Source organism: uncultured Cellulomonas sp. (assembly GCF_947494015.1).
GTDB lineage: Bacteria > Actinomycetota > Actinomycetes > Actinomycetales > Cellulomonadaceae > Pengzhenrongella.
Genome location: NZ_CANLTL010000003.1, coordinates 267,706 through 282,386, shown reverse-complemented (window position 1 = coordinate 282,386; position 14,681 = coordinate 267,706). Strand labels below are relative to the sequence as shown.

15 protein-coding genes are annotated in these 14,681 nt (G+C 74.3%); 4 read left to right on the top strand and 11 right to left on the bottom strand.

The genetic code is table 11. The features are described from left to right. Nucleotides 1-137: 137 nt before the first annotated feature. The 4 genes from Q0840_RS04975 to Q0840_RS04960 form a co-directional block, all read right to left on the bottom strand. Nucleotides 138-2,963 carry an aconitate hydratase gene (locus Q0840_RS04975; protein WP_298457019.1) on the bottom strand — a complete coding sequence of 942 codons (2,826 nt, stop codon included), beginning with the start codon at nucleotides 2,961-2,963 and terminating at the stop codon, nucleotides 138-140. Between the two features lie 140 nt (nucleotides 2,964-3,103). Continuing rightward, nucleotides 3,104-3,298, bottom strand: coding sequence for a translation initiation factor 2 (locus Q0840_RS04970; protein ID WP_298457017.1), 195 nt, complete (start codon nucleotides 3,296-3,298; stop codon nucleotides 3,104-3,106). A gap of 91 nt (nucleotides 3,299-3,389) precedes the next feature. After that, nucleotides 3,390-4,640 carry a class I SAM-dependent RNA methyltransferase gene (locus tag Q0840_RS04965; RefSeq protein ID WP_298457234.1) on the bottom strand — a complete coding sequence of 417 codons (1,251 nt, stop codon included), beginning with the start codon at nucleotides 4,638-4,640 and terminating at the stop codon, nucleotides 3,390-3,392. A gap of 67 nt (nucleotides 4,641-4,707) precedes the next feature. After that, nucleotides 4,708-6,711 (bottom strand): APC family permease, encoded by a 2,004-nt coding sequence (locus Q0840_RS04960; protein ID WP_298457016.1) that lies wholly within the window; start codon nucleotides 6,709-6,711, stop codon nucleotides 4,708-4,710. Nucleotides 6,712-6,800: 89 nt separating this feature from the next. On the opposite strand from Q0840_RS04960, the gene Q0840_RS04955 reads away from it, so the two are divergent. Together Q0840_RS04955 and Q0840_RS04950 are read left to right on the top strand one after the other, a co-directional pair. Beyond that, nucleotides 6,801-7,448, top strand: a complete 648-nt coding sequence (locus tag Q0840_RS04955) for a TrkA family potassium uptake protein (protein ID WP_298457232.1) — start codon at nucleotides 6,801-6,803, stop codon at nucleotides 7,446-7,448. After that, a complete protein-coding gene (locus tag Q0840_RS04950) occupies nucleotides 7,448-8,122 on the top strand; it encodes a TrkA family potassium uptake protein (protein ID WP_298457014.1) in 675 nt (224 codons plus the stop codon). Before Q0840_RS04955 ends, Q0840_RS04950 begins: the two co-directional genes overlap by 1 nt. Here Q0840_RS04950 and Q0840_RS04945 read toward each other — a convergent pair. The 4 genes from Q0840_RS04945 to dut all read right to left on the bottom strand — a co-directional run bounded on the left by Q0840_RS04945 (nucleotide 8,055) and on the right by dut (nucleotide 10,627). Next, a complete protein-coding gene (locus tag Q0840_RS04945) occupies nucleotides 8,055-8,783 on the bottom strand; it encodes a DUF3159 domain-containing protein (RefSeq protein WP_298457012.1) in 729 nt (242 codons plus the stop codon). The genes Q0840_RS04950 and Q0840_RS04945 overlap by 68 nt on opposite strands. Next, nucleotides 8,776-9,150, bottom strand: a complete 375-nt coding sequence (locus Q0840_RS04940; protein WP_298457010.1) for an OB-fold nucleic acid binding domain-containing protein — start codon at nucleotides 9,148-9,150, stop codon at nucleotides 8,776-8,778. The genes Q0840_RS04945 and Q0840_RS04940 overlap by 8 nt, the downstream gene beginning before the upstream one ends. A gap of 11 nt (nucleotides 9,151-9,161) precedes the next feature. Further along, entirely contained in the window at nucleotides 9,162-10,058 is an 897-nt protein-coding gene (locus Q0840_RS04935) for a DUF3710 domain-containing protein (RefSeq protein ID WP_367183069.1), read from the bottom strand. Between the two features lie 104 nt (nucleotides 10,059-10,162). Next, on the bottom strand, nucleotides 10,163-10,627 hold the full coding sequence (gene dut / locus Q0840_RS04930; protein WP_298457007.1) for a dUTP diphosphatase: 465 nt from the start codon (nucleotides 10,625-10,627) through the stop codon (nucleotides 10,163-10,165). Nucleotides 10,628-10,762: 135 nt separating this feature from the next. Here dut and Q0840_RS04925 point away from each other — a divergent pair, with 135 nt between their 5' ends. Then, on the top strand, nucleotides 10,763-11,248 hold the full coding sequence (locus Q0840_RS04925) for a DUF3093 domain-containing protein (protein ID WP_298457005.1): 486 nt from the start codon (nucleotides 10,763-10,765) through the stop codon (nucleotides 11,246-11,248). A 99-nt stretch (nucleotides 11,249-11,347) separates the two neighbouring features. Here Q0840_RS04925 and Q0840_RS04920 read toward each other — a convergent pair whose 3' ends face one another. Both Q0840_RS04920 and Q0840_RS04915 read right to left on the bottom strand, forming a co-directional pair. Beyond that, nucleotides 11,348-11,647, bottom strand: coding sequence for a DUF4193 domain-containing protein (locus Q0840_RS04920; RefSeq protein WP_146902053.1), 300 nt, complete (start codon nucleotides 11,645-11,647; stop codon nucleotides 11,348-11,350). Between the two features lie 236 nt (nucleotides 11,648-11,883). Further along, nucleotides 11,884-12,723: an inositol monophosphatase family protein gene (locus Q0840_RS04915; protein WP_298457228.1), complete on the bottom strand. Its 840-nt coding sequence runs from the start codon at nucleotides 12,721-12,723 to the stop codon at nucleotides 11,884-11,886. A gap of 176 nt (nucleotides 12,724-12,899) precedes the next feature. Here Q0840_RS04915 and sepH point away from each other — a divergent pair, with 176 nt between their 5' ends. Continuing rightward, nucleotides 12,900-13,982, top strand: a complete 1,083-nt coding sequence (gene sepH / locus Q0840_RS04910; RefSeq protein WP_298457003.1) for a septation protein SepH — start codon at nucleotides 12,900-12,902, stop codon at nucleotides 13,980-13,982. A gap of 44 nt (nucleotides 13,983-14,026) precedes the next feature. Here sepH and Q0840_RS04905 read toward each other — a convergent pair whose 3' ends face one another. Then, nucleotides 14,027-14,674 carry a thymidine kinase gene (locus Q0840_RS04905; protein ID WP_298457001.1) on the bottom strand — a complete coding sequence of 216 codons (648 nt, stop codon included), beginning with the start codon at nucleotides 14,672-14,674 and terminating at the stop codon, nucleotides 14,027-14,029. Nucleotides 14,675-14,681 lie beyond the last annotated feature (7 nt).

Genomic DNA, 14,681 nt, shown 5'->3' with positions numbered 1-14,681 from the left:
CCGGCCGGGGTCGTGCCCCGCGCCGAGGCTACGCCCGGCCGCCGACACGCTCGTCGGTCGGCACACGGACGCCGGCACCCACCCCGAGGTGGGGTGAGTGCCGGCGTCGTCGGGCCGGGGCGGCGCGGCCGCGCGGGTCAGGCCGTGGCGACCAGGGACCGCAGCACGTACTGCAGGATGCCGCCGTTGCGGTAGTAGTCCGCCTCGCCAGGGGTGTCGATGCGCAGCACGGCGTCGAACTCCACGACGGCGCCGTCGGGCTTGGTCGCCGTGACGTGCAGCGTGCGCGGCGTCGTGCCGTCGTTGAGCGCGGTCACGCCGGCGACGTCGAACGTCTCGGTGCCGTCGAGCCCCAGCGACTCGGCGTTCTCGCCGGCGGGGAACTGCAGCGGCAGCACGCCCATGCCGATCAGGTTCGAGCGGTGGATCCGCTCGAAGCTCTCGGTGATGACCGCGCGGACACCGAGCAGCCGGGTGCCCTTGGCTGCCCAGTCGCGCGAGGAGCCCGACCCGTACTCCTTGCCGCCGAGGATGACCAGCGGGACGTCCGCGGCGGCGTACGCCTGGGCGGCGTCGTAGATGGTGGTCTGCTCACCGGTCAGGTGGTTGACGGTGAACCCGCCCTCGACGCCGGGCACCAGCTGGTTGCGCAGCCGGATGTTGGCGAACGTGCCGCGGATCATGACCTCGTGGTTCCCGCGGCGCGAGCCGTAGGAGTTGAAGTCGCGGCGCTCGATGCCGTGCTCGGCGAGGTACGCGCCGGCCGGGCTGTCGGCCTTGATGGAGCCGGCCGGGCTGATGTGGTCGGTCGTGACCGAGTCCCCCAGCTTGGCCAGCACCCGCGCCCCGGAGATGTCGGTGACCGGCTCCGGGGTGGCACCCATGCCGTCGAAGTACGGGGGCTTGCGCACGTAGGTGGACTGCGGGTCCCACTCGAAGGTCGACCCCTCCGGCGTGGGCAGGCCCTGCCACCGCTCGTCGCCGGCGAAGACGTCGGCGTAGTCCTTGGTGAACATCGACCGCTGGACGGCGAAGTCGATCGTCTCCTGCACCTCGGCCGGGGACGGCCAGATGTCCTGGAGGAACACCGGCTCGCCCGCCTCGGTGGTGCCCAGCGGCTCGTTCGCGAAGTCGAAGTCCATCGTCCCGGCCAGCGCGTACGCCACCACCAGCGGCGGCGAGGCGAGGTAGTTCATCTTCACGTCGGGGTTGATGCGGCCCTCGAAGTTCCGGTTGCCCGAGAGCACGGACACGACCGAAAGGTCGTGCTCGTTGACGGCCGCGGAGACCTCCTCGGGCAGCGGGCCGGAGTTGCCGATGCAGGTGGCGCAGCCGTAGCCGACCAGGTGGAAGCCGAGCTTCTCCAGGTACGGCCAGAGCTCGGCCTTCTCGTAGTAGTCGGTGACGACCTTCGAGCCCGGGGCCATGGAGGTCTTGACCCACGGCTTGGCGACGAGGCCCCGCTCCACGGCCTTCTTCGCCAGGAGGGCCGCTGCCAGCATGACCGACGGGTTGGAGGTGTTGGTGCACGACGTGATGGACGCGATCACCACGTGGCCGTGGTCCAGCTCGGTCTGCGTGCCGTCGGCGAGGGTGACCGGGACGCGCTGGTGCGGCCGGTGCGCCGAGTCGCCGCCGTCGACGTGCCGCGGTGCGTCGGAGCCGTCCGAGTGCGCGCTGGCCGCGATCGGGTCGGAGGCCGGGAACGTCTCCTCGACCGACTCGTCCAGGCCCCGGGTGTCCTGGTGCGCGGCGTCGTCGACGTAGTCCAGGATCGACGTCGCGAAGGACTCCTTGGCGTCGGTGAGCTCGATGCGGTCCTGCGGGCGCTTGGGGCCGGCGATGGACGGCACCACGGTCGACAGGTCCAGCTCGAGGTACTCGGAGAACACCGGCTCGGTGGAGGACGCCGACGACGGGTCGTGCCACAGGCCCTGCTCGCGGGCGTAGGCCTCGACCAGGGCGATCTGGTCCTCGGTGCGGCCGGTCAGCCGCAGGTAGTCGATCGTGACCTCGTCGATCGGGAAGATCGCGCAGGTGGAGCCGAACTCCGGGCTCATGTTGCCGATCGTGGCGCGGTTGGCGAGCGGGACCTCCGCGACGCCGTCGCCGTAGAACTCCACGAACTTGCCGACCACGCCGTGCTCGCGCAGCAGCTGGGTGATCGTCAGCACGACGTCGGTGGCGGTGACGCCGGCCGGGATGGCGCCGGACAGCTTGAAGCCGACGACGCGCGGGATGAGCATCGACACCGGCTGGCCGAGCATGGCCGCCTCGGCCTCGATGCCGCCGACGCCCCAGCCGAGCACCCCGAGGCCGTTGACCATCGTGGTGTGCGAGTCGGTGCCGACGCAGGTGTCGGGGTAGGCGCGCGTGACGCCGTCCACGTCGCGCGTCATGACACCCCGGGCGAGGTACTCCAGGTTCACCTGGTGCACGATGCCGGTGCCCGGCGGCACGACCTTGAAGTCGTCGAACGCCGTCTGGCCCCACCGCAGGAACTGGTAGCGCTCGAAGTTGCGCTGGTACTCGAGCTCGACGTTGCGCTCGAACGCGTCCCGCCGGCCGGCCACGTCGATCTGCACCGAGTGGTCGATCACGAGCTCGGCCGGAGCCAGCGGGTTGATCCGGTTCGGGTCACCGCCGAGGTCGGCGACCGCCTCCCGCATCGTGGCGAGGTCCACGACGCAGGGCACGCCGGTGAAGTCCTGCATGACCACGCGGGCCGGGGTGAACTGGATCTCGGTGTCGGGCTCCGCGGCCGGGTCCCAGGACGCGAACGCGCGCACGTGGTCGGCGGTGATGTTGGCGCCGTCCTCGGTGCGCAGCAGGTTCTCCGCCAGCACCTTGAGGCTGTAGGGCAGCCGCTCCAGGCCCGGCACCGCGGACAGGCGGTAGATCTCGTAGGAGGTCTCGCCGACCTCCAGAGTCCCCTTCGACCCGAACGTGTCGACGTTGCTCACATCTGCTCCTTCGCTGCGACGGCCCGGCGGCGCTCAGGCACCGCCACCGGGCGTGGGCGCCTCCCGCGAGGGCCCGAATATCTTGACGTCAAGATACATCGTACCCGCTCCGCGGGGGCGGCACACGCCGGAGGCGGCCCTCAGCCGGTCGGCGCGGCTGTGCCGGCCTGGACCGCCGCGAGCGCCTCCGCCGCCTTGCGCTCGTGCTCGACGGCGCGGTCGTGCGCCCGGTGGTCGTAGTCGGGCGTCCCGGCCTTGCGGGCCTCGGCCGCCGCGATGCGGCCCGCCTCGACGTAGCGTCGCTGGGCGGTCTCGAGCTCGTCGGTGTCTGCCACGGCTGCACCCCTTCGCGTCGGTCGCCCGCGGGGCGCGGGCGCCACCCCTCGACGCTATGCCCGACGGCGCGTCACGGCCAGGGCCCGGCTGTCATCCGCGCTCGAGCACGGCCACGCACTCGACGTGGTGCGTCATCGGGAACAGGTCGAACGCGCGCAGCCCGCTCAGCGCGTACCCGGCCTCGCCGAGGTAGGACACGTCGCGCGCGAGCGCCGCGGGGTCGCACGCGACGTAGACGATGCGCTCGGGGCGCAGCTCGGCGATCGCGGCGACCACCTTCCGGCCGGCGCCCACCCGCGGCGGGTCCAGCACGACCGCGTCGGCGTGCACGACGTCGGAGTCCGCGTCCACCGCGCCGGACAGCACCCGCGCGACCTCACCGGCGTGCAGCTCGACCTGCGGCCGGTCGTGCACGTTGCGCCGGGCGTCGCGCACCGCGCGCTCGTCACCCTCGACGCTGACGACCTCGCCGGTGGACCCGACGGCGTCGGCGAGCGGCAGGGTGAACAGCCCGGCACCGGCGTACAGGTCGAGCACCGTGGCGCCGTCCACGTCGCCCAGGCCGTCCAGCACGGCCCGCGCCAGCACGCCCGGCGCCTGGCGGTGCACCTGCCAGAAGCCGTCCGCGGCGACGCGGTAGGTGTACTCGCGGTCGCCCAGGCGCAGGTGCTCGCGCACGGTGCTGCGGGCGTTGGGGCGCGTGTCGGCGCGGCCGCCCACGTGCGGGACGCCGTCGACCAGCACCAGCGGCGCCTCGCCGACCGGCGCGACGGCCTCGATCCGCGCGCCGGGCCGCCAGGTGCGGGCCCACAGGTCCAGGTCGGCGATCGCCTCGCTGGCCAGCGGCATCGTGGTCAACGGGTGCACGGTGTGGGAGCGGTGACCGAGCATGCCGGCGCGCCCGGACGGGTCGGCCACCAGGTCGATGCGCGTGCGCCAGCCGAGGCCACCGCGCTCGTCGTCGCCCGGCGCCGCCTCGACCACGACCTGCCGGTCCAGCTTCGCCAGCCGCTGCAGCTGCTCGGCGACGACGGCGGCCTTCCACGCCCGCTGGGCGGGCAGCGCGACGTGCGCGAGCTCGCCGCCCCCGACGCCGCCCGGGCCGGCCTCCGGCCAGGCCGACGGAACCCGGTCCGGTGACGCCTCGAGCACCTCGACCGCGTCCGCGCGCCAGAAGGAGGCGTCGGCGGCCGTCTCGGTCAGCCGCACCCGGACGCGCTCGCCCGGCAGCGTGTGCCGGACGAACACCACGCGGCCGCGCCCGCCGGCGGCGCCGTCGTCGTCGAGGCGGGCGACGCAGTGGCCGCCGTGGGCGACCGGGCCGACCGTCAGCTCGACCAGGCGGCCGTCCGCCTCGCCGGTGCGAGGGGTCCGGGGGACGGGACGAGGGCTGCGGGGGCGACGGCGATCAGAAGGCACCCGGCACGGTACCCCGCACCGGATCCTCCAGGCCGGTCTGCCCCTCGCTGGAGGACAGCTGCCACGGCACCGACGCGACGACGACGCCCGGCGTGAACAGCAGCCGGCCCTTGAGCCGCAGCGCGCTCTGGTTGTGCAGCAGCTGCTCCCACCAGTGCCCCACCACGTACTCCGGGATGTACACCACGACGAGGTCCCGCGGGCTCTCGCGGCGGATGGACCGCACGTAGGTGATCACCGGCCGGGTGATCTCCCGGAACGGGGAGTCCAGCACCTTCAGGGCGACCGGCAGGTCCAGCGCGTCCCACTGCGCCCGCAGCGCGGCGACGTCCTCGGGGTCGACCCCCACGGTGACCGCCTCGAGGACCTGGGGCCGGGACGCCCGCGCGTAGGCGATCGCCCGCATGGTGGGCTTGTGCAGGCGTGAGATCAGCACCAGCGCGTGCACGCGACTGGGCAGCGCGCGCGCCGCCGTCGGGTCGTCACCCAGGGCGAGCTCGGCGTTGACGAGGTCGTAGTGCTTGCGGATCCCCTTCATCAGCGCGAACACCACGGCCATCGCCAGGATCGCGATCCACGCGCCGAGCAGGAACTTGGTGACCAGCACGATCACCAGCACCACGCCCGTCATGCCGAAGCCGACCGTGTTGATCACCCGCGAGCGCAGCATCCGGCGCCGGTCGTCGGGGTCCGGGGCGGTGCGCAGCTCGCGGGTCCAGTGCCGGACCATCCCGAGCTGGCTGAGCGTGAAGGAGACGAAGACGCCGACGATGTACAGCTGGATGAGCCGGGTCACCTGCGCGTCGAACGCCCAGATCAGCGCGACCGCGGCCAGGGCCAGCGCGATGATCCCGTTGGAGAAGGCGAGCCGGTCCCCGCGCGTGTGCAGCTGGCGCGGCAGGAAGCCGTCCTTGGCCAGGATCGACCCCAGGACGGGGAAGCCGTTGAAGGCGGTGTTGGCGGCCAGCACGAGGATGACCCCGGTGATCACGGCGATCGACACGAACACCACGGGGTACCCCGCGAAGATCGTCTCGGCGAGCTGGCCGATCACCGGGTGCTGGACGTACTCCTCGCCCACCGGGACGCCGTCGCGCAGCAGCTGCGTCGTGGGGTCCTCCACGTAGTGCACCCCGGTGGCCCGGGCGAGCACGAGGATCGACATGATGAAGGTGATCGAGAGGCCGCCCAGCAGCGCCAGCGTGGTCGCCGCGTTGCGCGACTTGGGCTTGCGGAAGGCCGGCACGCCGTTGCTGATCGCCTCCACACCGGTGAGCGCCGCGGACCCCGAGGCGAACGCCCGCAGGATGAGGAACGCCCCGCCCAGCCCGGTCAGCCCCTGCTCCAGCCCGGACTGCGGCACGATCTCCAGCGACGCGCTCTCGGCCTGCGGCAGGTCGCCGGCGAGGTACCGGATGAACCCGACCACCGCGACCGACCCCACGGCGACCATGTACAGGTAGGTGGGGACGGCGAACGCCGCGCCCGACTCCCGCACCCCGCGCAGGTTCGCCAGCGTCAGCACCGCCACGACGGCGATCGCGAACGCCGACTCGTGCCCGCGCAGCGCCGGCAGCGCCGAGGCGGCGTACTGCGCACCGGCGGACACGGACACGGCCACGGTGAGCACGTAGTCGACCAGCAGCGCGCTGGCGACCGACACCCCCGCCGTGCGGCCCAGGTTCACGGTGGCGACCTCGTAGTCCCCGCCACCCGAGGGGTAGGCGTGCACGTTCTGCCGATAGGACGCGATGACGGTGAGCATGACCAGGACGACGGCCACCCCGACCCACGGGGACACCACGGTCGCGGCCAGGCCGGCCAGCGCGAGGGTGAGCAGGATCTCGTCCGGCGCGTACGCGACCGACGACAGCGCGTCCGACGCGAACACCGGCAGGGCGATGCGCTTGGGCAGCAGGGTGTGACCCAGCCGGTCGCTGCGCATGGGACGACCGAGCAGGAGCCGCTTGGCGGCGTCCGCGATGTCAGACACGAGGCACCACTCTAGGCACTGGCCCGCCGCGCCGACGCGACCCGCCCCCCGCCCGCGGGGTAGCGTTCACGCCTGTGCACTTCGTCATCATGGGCTGCGGTCGCGTGGGCGCGACGCTCGCCGCGACCCTGGAGGCCAGCGGGCACTCCGTGGCCGTGATCGACCAGAATCCCGACTCGTTCCGCCGGCTCGAGCCGGACTTCGCGGGCAAGAAGGTCACCGGCCTCGGCTTCGACCGCGACACACTCGGGCAGGCGAGCATCGAGGACGCCTACGCGTTCGCGGCCGTCTCCGACGGGGACAACTCCAACATCCTCGCCGCCCGGGTGGTGCGCGAGACGTTCGGGGTGGCCAACGTGGTCGCGCGCATCTACGACCCGCACCGGGCCGAGATCTACCAGCGCCTGGGCATCCCGACCGTCGCGACGGTGCGCTGGACGTCGGACCAGGTGCTGCGCCGCATGCTCCCGATGGGCGCCACCGACGAGTACCGCGACGAGTCCGGTCAGATCCACCTGATCCGGGCGGACGTCCACCCCGGCTGGGTCGGCACCCCGCTGCGCACCGTCGAGTCGGCCACGGGGGCGCGCATCGCCTACCTGCAGCGCTACGGCGAGGGCGTGCTGCCGCCGCCGGACGGCGTCCTGCAGGAGAACGACGTGCTGCACGTCCTGGTCCGCGCCGCCGACACCGCCGCCGTCGAGCGGATCCTGACCCGGGCCCCGGAGGTCTCCTGATGCGCGTCGTCATCGCCGGTGCCGGCTCCGTGGGGCGGTCCATCGCGCGCGAGCTGCTCGGGCACGGCCACGAGGTCACGATCATCGACCGGCAGCCGAGCGCGATGCGCATCGCCCAGGTGGCCGACGCGGACTGGCTGCTCGCCGACGCGTGCGAGCTGCCGACGCTCACCGAGGCCAAGGTCGACGAGTGCGACGTGGTGGTCGCGGCGACCGGTGACGACAAGGCGAACCTCGTCATCTCGCTGCTGGCCAAGACCGAGTACGGGGTGCCGCGCACGGTCGCGCGGGTCAACAACCCCAAGAACGAGTGGATGTTCGACGAGGCGTGGGGGGTGGACGTGGCGGTGTCCACCCCGCGCATCATGACCGCGATGGTCGAGGAGGCCGTCGCGGTCGGGGACCTGGTGCGGATCTTCACCTTCCACCAGTCCGGAGCGGACATCCTCGAGCTCACCCTGCCCGAGGGGTCCCCGCTCGCCGGCGCCCGCGTGGGTCAGGTGCAGTGGCCGACGGACACCGTGCTGGCCTGCATCGTGCGCGGGGACCAGCCGATCGCACCGAGCGCGGACGACACCCTGGAGGAGCGCGACGAGCTCATGTTCGTCACGGGGCGGCTGGCGGACGAGACCGAGCTGGAGAAGATCCTGGGGTCCGGACCAGCAACCAGGTGACCCAGAGCGTCAGCGCCCACAGCGGGACGCCCATCACCAGCCGCGCCGTGCCGAGCCAGCCCACCGATGCGCCCAGGTACAGCGGGACCTGGACCACCAGCCGGACGCCGAACATCGCGACCCAGACCCAGGTCGCCAGCGCGTAGCGCCGACGCTGCGTGCGGTCCGCGCGCCACGCCGTGCCCTCGCCGCGCAGCAGGCCCACGACGACGCCGACCAGGGGCCAGCCCACCAGCACCGACACGACGCACGCGACGAGGTACGCCGCGTTGGTCCACAGGCCGTACGCGAAGTAGTCCTGCGCCTCCCCCGACCGCCACGCCCAGAACACGCCGATGGCCACGCCGACGACGCCGGCCAGCGCCTGGGTGACGGGTGTGCGCTGCACGAGGCGCAGGACGACCGCGGCGAGGGTGACCGCGACCGACGCGACCAGCGCCGGCGTCAGCGACGACGTGGCGACGTAGGCGACGACGAACACCATCCCGGGGGCGACCGACTCCACCAGTCCGCGAACCCCGCCGACGGCGTCCGCGACCGAGAAGTCCTCACCCAGGACCGCCCCGACACCGCGGGGTGCGGCGGCGTCCGCGCCGCCGGTCGGCTCACGCACCGGGTCCCCGACCGGGCCGCGGGGCCCGGCCCCGCCGGGCTCACTCACCGGGTCGGGGCTGGAGCTCGTAGCGGGGGTTGTACACGGTGCGGCGGCCGCCGACCCCGCACACCAGGCCCTCGAACGAGCCGCGCCGGCCCGGCTCGATGCCGCTGATCTCGCGCCGGCCGAGCCACACGAGGTCCAGCGTCCCGGTGCCGTCGTACAGCTCGGCCTCGAGCGCCGGGACACCCTGGCGCGGTCGCAGCGTGATCGACCGGATGACGCCGTGCACGGTCGCACGACGGCGCTCGGGCAGCTCGGCGACCGGCGTGCACCCGTGGCGGTGCGACTCCGTGCGCTCCTCGTCGGCCTCGAGCTCGGCCTGCGAGGCCAGCGCGCGGTGCAGCGCACCCTTGACGTCCAGCTTGTCCATGTCCGTCGTCCCTAGCGGATCTCGGTGATCTCCGGCCCCCGGGTCAGGGGGTCGAGCGTGGGCGCCGCGGCCGCCGGTGCGGCGGGCGCCCCCGGGCGCTGACCGGGCAGGCGCAGCGCGAGCAGGTCCCGGGGCGCACGCGCCTCGGTCCCCCGGACCACGACGATGTCGGCGAACAGCGCCTCGAGGGTGGCCGCCCGCTGCGGGTCGACGGCGGCAGCGCCGGTGAGCACGCCGCGCAGGAACCAGCGTGGGCCGTCGTACCCGATGAAGCGGGCCGGGCGGTGCCCCGTGCGGCCCTCCGGCGTCCGGACCGGCAGGCGGGCGAGCAGCTCGCGGCCGAACGGTCCGGGGACCTCGTCGACGGCGCCACCCTGCTTGGTCACGGACTGCGCGATCTCCGCGCGGATCTCGTCCCAGATGCCCTCGGTGCGGGGGGCGGCGAACGCCTGCACCTGCAGCGCGGACCCGGCCAGGGTCACCGCGACGCCGGTCACCTGGTTGGAGGCCTTGTCCACCTCCATCCGCAGCTCCATGCCCACCACTCCGGGCAGCCAGATGGAGCCCAGGTCGAGCCGGCGGCCGACGCCCTCGACGGCGGACTCGTCCCACGGCCCGCCCGGGCGGGGACGGTCCAGCGGGGACGGGACGGGGCCCGTGCCGGTCGTCGTGACCTCGTCGCCGGTCCCGGTGTCCTCGGCGGTCCCGTCATCGGTCGGGGCGTCCTCGGCCGTCGCAGGGTCCACCGGCCCGTCGGTCCCCGGCGCGTCGAACCCGCGCTCGTCGGTCGCGGCGGGTGCGGCGACGTCGTCGGCGGGCGTCGCGTCCCCCGAGGTGGTCCCGGCGTCGTCGGTCGCCTGGACGGCCCCGGTGTCGCGGACGTTCGCTCCACGTCGGAACAGACCCACGTGTGCTCTCCTTCGCTGCTCGGCCATGGCGCGGACCGTCCGGGACGGACGTGCCTGCGCGCCGGTGCACCATGTCGACACTAATAGCCCCGTCGGGGGCCGACCTACTCCCCCGGCGCTTTCCACCCGCCGGTGGAGCCGTGCCCCGACCGGCCGCGGTGGGAGCCGGGCAGGCGCTCGGCCCGCACGAACCGTGCCCGCTCCACCCGCTGGACCACGAGCTGCGCGATGCGGTCGCCCCGGCGCAGCCGGATCGGCTCGGTCGCGTCGGTGTTGAGCAACGTCACCTGGATCTCGCCGCGATACCCGGCGTCGACCGTGCCGGGAGCGTTGACGACCGTCAGCCCGTGCCGGCTCGCGAGCCCCGACCGGGGATGCACGAAGGCGGCGTAGCCGTCCGGCAGCGCGAGGCAGACGCCGGTGGGCACGGTCGCCCGGCCCTGCGGCGGCAGCTCGACGTCGACCCGGGTCACGAGGTCGGCACCCGCGTCACCCGCGTGGGCGTACGCCGGGACCGGCAGCTCGTCGTCGAGCATGACCAGCAGGACCTCGAGGTCGGGGGGAGCCACGGGGCAGGACTCTAGCCCCGCCCGCACCGAGCCCCGTGCGAGCCCCGTGCGAGCCCCGTGCGAGCCCCGCACCCGCGCGCCCGGCCGGCCGCGGCCTGCGCGGGGCACCCGTGGCGACCTGGGATGCTGGACGGCATGGTCGCCCGTCCCGCCACCCCTGCCACCACCCACGACGAGCGACTCTGGTTCGGCCCTGCGGGCTGGGTCGCGGTGGTCGCGTTCGCGCTGGGGGCGGTCGTCGTGCTGTACCCGGTCGGGACGACGGTCGCCGTCACCGGCGGCGTCGTCGTCCTGGTGGTCGGCCTGCTGGTCGCCCGGGCCTGGGCGACCCCGGTGCGGGTGACCGACGGCGAGCTGTGGGCCGGCTCCGCGCACCTGCCGCTGGCGGTCGTCGGCGAGGTCACCGCGCTCGACCGCGAGGCCACCCGGGCCGAGCTCGGGCCGCGGCTGGACGCGCGCGCGCACGTCTGCCTGCGCGCGTGGGCGCGCACGGCCGTGCGCGTGGAGCTGCTCGACCCGCAGGACCCGACGCCGTACTGGCTGGTGTCCACACGGCACCCGGCCGAGCTCGCCGCAGCCGTGGCAGCCGGACGCGACCGGCCGGTGGCGCGGGACACGTAGTCCCGCGCCACCGGCCGGGCACGTCGGGTCGGCCGTGCGGTCGGACCGGCGGGTCGCGCAGCAGCCGGTCGGACCCGTCGCCAGGTCAGACGCGAGGGGTCAGGCGGCGCACTCGGTGCAGACCGGCTGCCCGTTCTTCTCGAAGGCGAGCTGGCTGCGGTGGTGCACCAGGAAGCAGCTCGAGCAGGTGAACTCGTCGGCCTGGCGGGGCAGGACGCGGACGGACAGCTCCTCGCCGGACAGGTCCGCGCCCGGGAGCTCGAACCCTTCGGCCGCCTCGGTCTCGTCCTCGTCCACGACTCCCGAGCTCTTGTCGGAGCGGCGCGCCTTGAGCTCCTCGAGGGAGTCCTCGCTGAGGTCCTCCTCGGTCTTGCGCGGGGCGTCGTAGTCGGTTGCCATCTGTGTGGTCACACTCCGTGTCGTTCGTCGGTCGGTAGGTCCAGGCGCCCCGGCCGACGAGAGGCCGGCCGGTGGGACTGGGTGGTGCGGCGGTGCAGCATCGGTGATGAGGTACGGACTCAATGCACGGGCGCACTGGTTTGTTCCCCGCCGGGCGCTGCGGATTGTGCCTCATTTCCGCCGTCGCCGCACTCCCCGCGCGGCGCCCGTCCGTGCGCCACCCGCCGACCGTGGCGTCAGGCGCCCGACGTCGCCCGTCGCTCCTCGAGGAACGCCACCAGCCACTCGACGGACTCCGGCGGGCCGGCGACCGTCATCGGCTCACCGGCCGGCTCGCCGCGCAGGCCGCACACCCGCGCCCCGGCCTCGGTGGCCACGAGCGCACCGGCCGCCAGGTCCCACGGCTTGAGCCCTCGCTCGTAGTACAGGTCGAGGTTGCCCGCCGCCACGGCGCACAGGTCCAGCGCGGCCGACCCGATCCGGCGCACGTCCCGGATGTGCGGCATGAGCTCGGCGAGCAGCTGGGCCTGCTCCCCGCGGCGCTGCGCGGTGTAGGCGAACCCCGTCGCCACCAGCGACTCGGCGGGTGGCCGGGCCGCGTTGACGCGCAGCGGCCGGCCGTCGCAGGCCGCACCCAGCCCCCGGCCGGCGGTGTACGTGCGCCCGTCCGCCACGCCGTGCACCGCACCGGCCACCGCCGTCCACCGCTCGGGGACGGCCGGTCCGGCCACGACGGCGACCGACACGGCGTAGGCCGGGATGCCGTACAGGTAGTTGACGGTGCCGTCGATGGGGTCGAGCACCCAGGTCAGCCCGGACGTCCCGGTGACCGGCTCGCCCTCCTCGCCCAGGATGCCGTCGTCGGGCCGCTCGCGGGCCAGCAGCGAGCGCAGCAGCGCCTCGGAGGCGAGGTCCCGCTCGGTGACGACGTCGACCGGGCTGGACTTGGTCGCCGCGACGTCCACGCGGTCCGGGCGTCCCTCGCGGACGAGGTCCCCGGCCTGCCGCGCGAGGTCCGCCGCGAGGTCGACGAGCCGGGCGGTCGCTGCGGCGTCGGGCAGGGCGGCGTCGGGCAGGGCGGCGTCGGGCAGGGCGGCGGGGCCGGGGGTCCCCGGCGTGGGGGCTGTGCTCACCGGCCCATCCAACCCCAGCGGACCGCGGGGCACGTCCCGAGGCGGCGGCGCACCGGGTCAGATGTCACCGATCGGGCGGCGCAGATGGCACCCTCGTCACTGGAGCCGGGAGGTACGTCATGGGTGAGCTTGAGCTGGTGGGTCTGCACGAGGACGGCGAGCACGTCGTCCTGGTCGGACCGGACGGGCAGCGGTTCCGGCTGCGGATCGACGAGCCGCTGCGCGCGGCCGTCCGTCGCGACCGGCCGCAGCTCGAGCAGCTGCGCGCCGAGCGCTACGGGTCGCTGGCGCCGCGGGAGATCCAGGCGCGCATCCGAGCCGGTCAGACGGCCGATGCGGTCGCCGACAGCGCGGGCATCGCCGTCGAGCAGGTCCGTCGCTACGAGGGTCCGGTGCTCGCCGAGCGCGAGCACGTCGCGGGGCTGGCCCGCGCGACCCGGGTCGGGCGCGACAGCGGCGCCCCGGTGCTCGGCGACCTCGTGCCCGACCGGCTCGCCGCGCGAGGGGTCGCGTTGGACTCGATCGAATGGGACGCCTTCCGTGAGGGCTCGGCGCCCTGGACGGTCGTGGTCCGGTTCGTCGCCGGTGACGCCCCCCGTGAGGCGCTGTGGACGTTCGACACACAGGCCCGGGTGGTGCAGGCGATCGAGGACGAGGCGCGCTGGCTGTCCGAGACGGAGATCGCCGACGAGGTCATCCCCCGCCGGCACCTGGCCTCGGTCCGCGACGTCGTCTTCGACGTCGGGGCGGACGGCGCCGTGCGCCCGCTGACCCCGCTGGACGACGGCTTCGTCCTGGAGCCGGAGCCCGAGCCCGAGCCGGACCCCGCGGAGGCCACCGCGGCCCTGCTCGACGACCTGCGCACCAAGCGGGGCATCCGCCAGCAGCTCGACGAGGGCGACCTCGAGGAGTTCGAGGGCTTCGGGCCGCAGCACGCGTTCGACTTCTCCGGGATGGACGAGCCGCCCGCGGCGCACCCGGCGCACTCCAACCCGGGCGCCGCGACCGACGACACCGTGCTGCCGCAGCCGACCGGACCGCGACGGCTGCCCGAGCCGCCGACCCCGGTCGCGCTCGAGCCCGACGAGCCGCTGCCCGACGACGACACCCCGCCGCCGCTCGCCGAGCGGCCGCGCGGGCGCCGGGGCCGCGCGAGCGTGCCGAGCTGGGACGAGATCGTGTTCGGCGCGAAGCCGGAGTGACCGGCCCCTGAGGCCACCGGCCGGACGGCCCGGTCGGGCCGTGCTCAGACGTCGAGCGTGAGGGTGTCCGGCGACGGCGAGGCGGACCGGGCGGCGGCCGCCGTCATCCGGCGCAGGTGGTGCCGGCGGCACAGCACCTCGTAGGCGACGTCGTCGTCGTGCGGGGCGGTGTCGCCGACGACGACCTGCTCGCCCTCCACCACCATGATCCCGCGGACGGTGCGCGCGTTGTGCGTCGCCCGGGCCCCGCACCAGCACAGCGCCTGGACCTGGAGCACCTCCACCCGGTCGGCCAGCTCGATCAGCCGCTGCGAGCCCGGGAACAGCCGGGTGCGGAAGTCCGCGGTGATGCCGAACGCGAAGACGTCCACCCCCATCTCGTCGACCAGCCGGGCGAGCTGCTCGACCTGCGCGGGCGTGTAGAACTGCGCCTCGTCGCAGATGACGTAGTCCACCCGCTCGCCGCGCATGCGCCGCTCGACCACCTCGTGCCAGAAGTCGGTCGTGTCGTGGACCTCGTGGGCACGGGTCTGCAGGCCCAGCCGGGACGACAGCACGTCGGTGCCGGCCCGGTCGTCGCGGGTGAAGATCACGCCACCACGACCGCGCGCGGCGTGGTTGTGGTCCATCTGGAGCGCGAGCGTGGACTTGCCGCAGTCCATGGTCCCGGAGAAGAACGCCAGCTCGGCCACCCCGGCC

Coding starts and splice junctions, on each gene's coding strand:
- Q0840_RS04925 (WP_298457005.1), top strand. CDS start 10,763: ATGGTCGCCCGTCCCGCCACCCCTGCCACCACCCACGACGAGCGACTC.
- sepH (WP_298457003.1), top strand. CDS start 12,900: ATGGGTGAGCTTGAGCTGGTGGGTCTGCACGAGGACGGCGAGCACGTC.
- Q0840_RS04920 (WP_146902053.1), bottom strand. CDS start 11,647: ATGGCAACCGACTACGACGCCCCGCGCAAGACCGAGGAGGACCTCAGC.
- Q0840_RS04955 (WP_298457232.1), top strand. CDS start 6,801: ATGGGCTGCGGTCGCGTGGGCGCGACGCTCGCCGCGACCCTGGAGGCC.
- Q0840_RS04940 (WP_298457010.1), bottom strand. CDS start 9,150: ATGGACAAGCTGGACGTCAAGGGTGCGCTGCACCGCGCGCTGGCCTCG.
- Q0840_RS04950 (WP_298457014.1), top strand. CDS start 7,448: ATGCGCGTCGTCATCGCCGGTGCCGGCTCCGTGGGGCGGTCCATCGCG.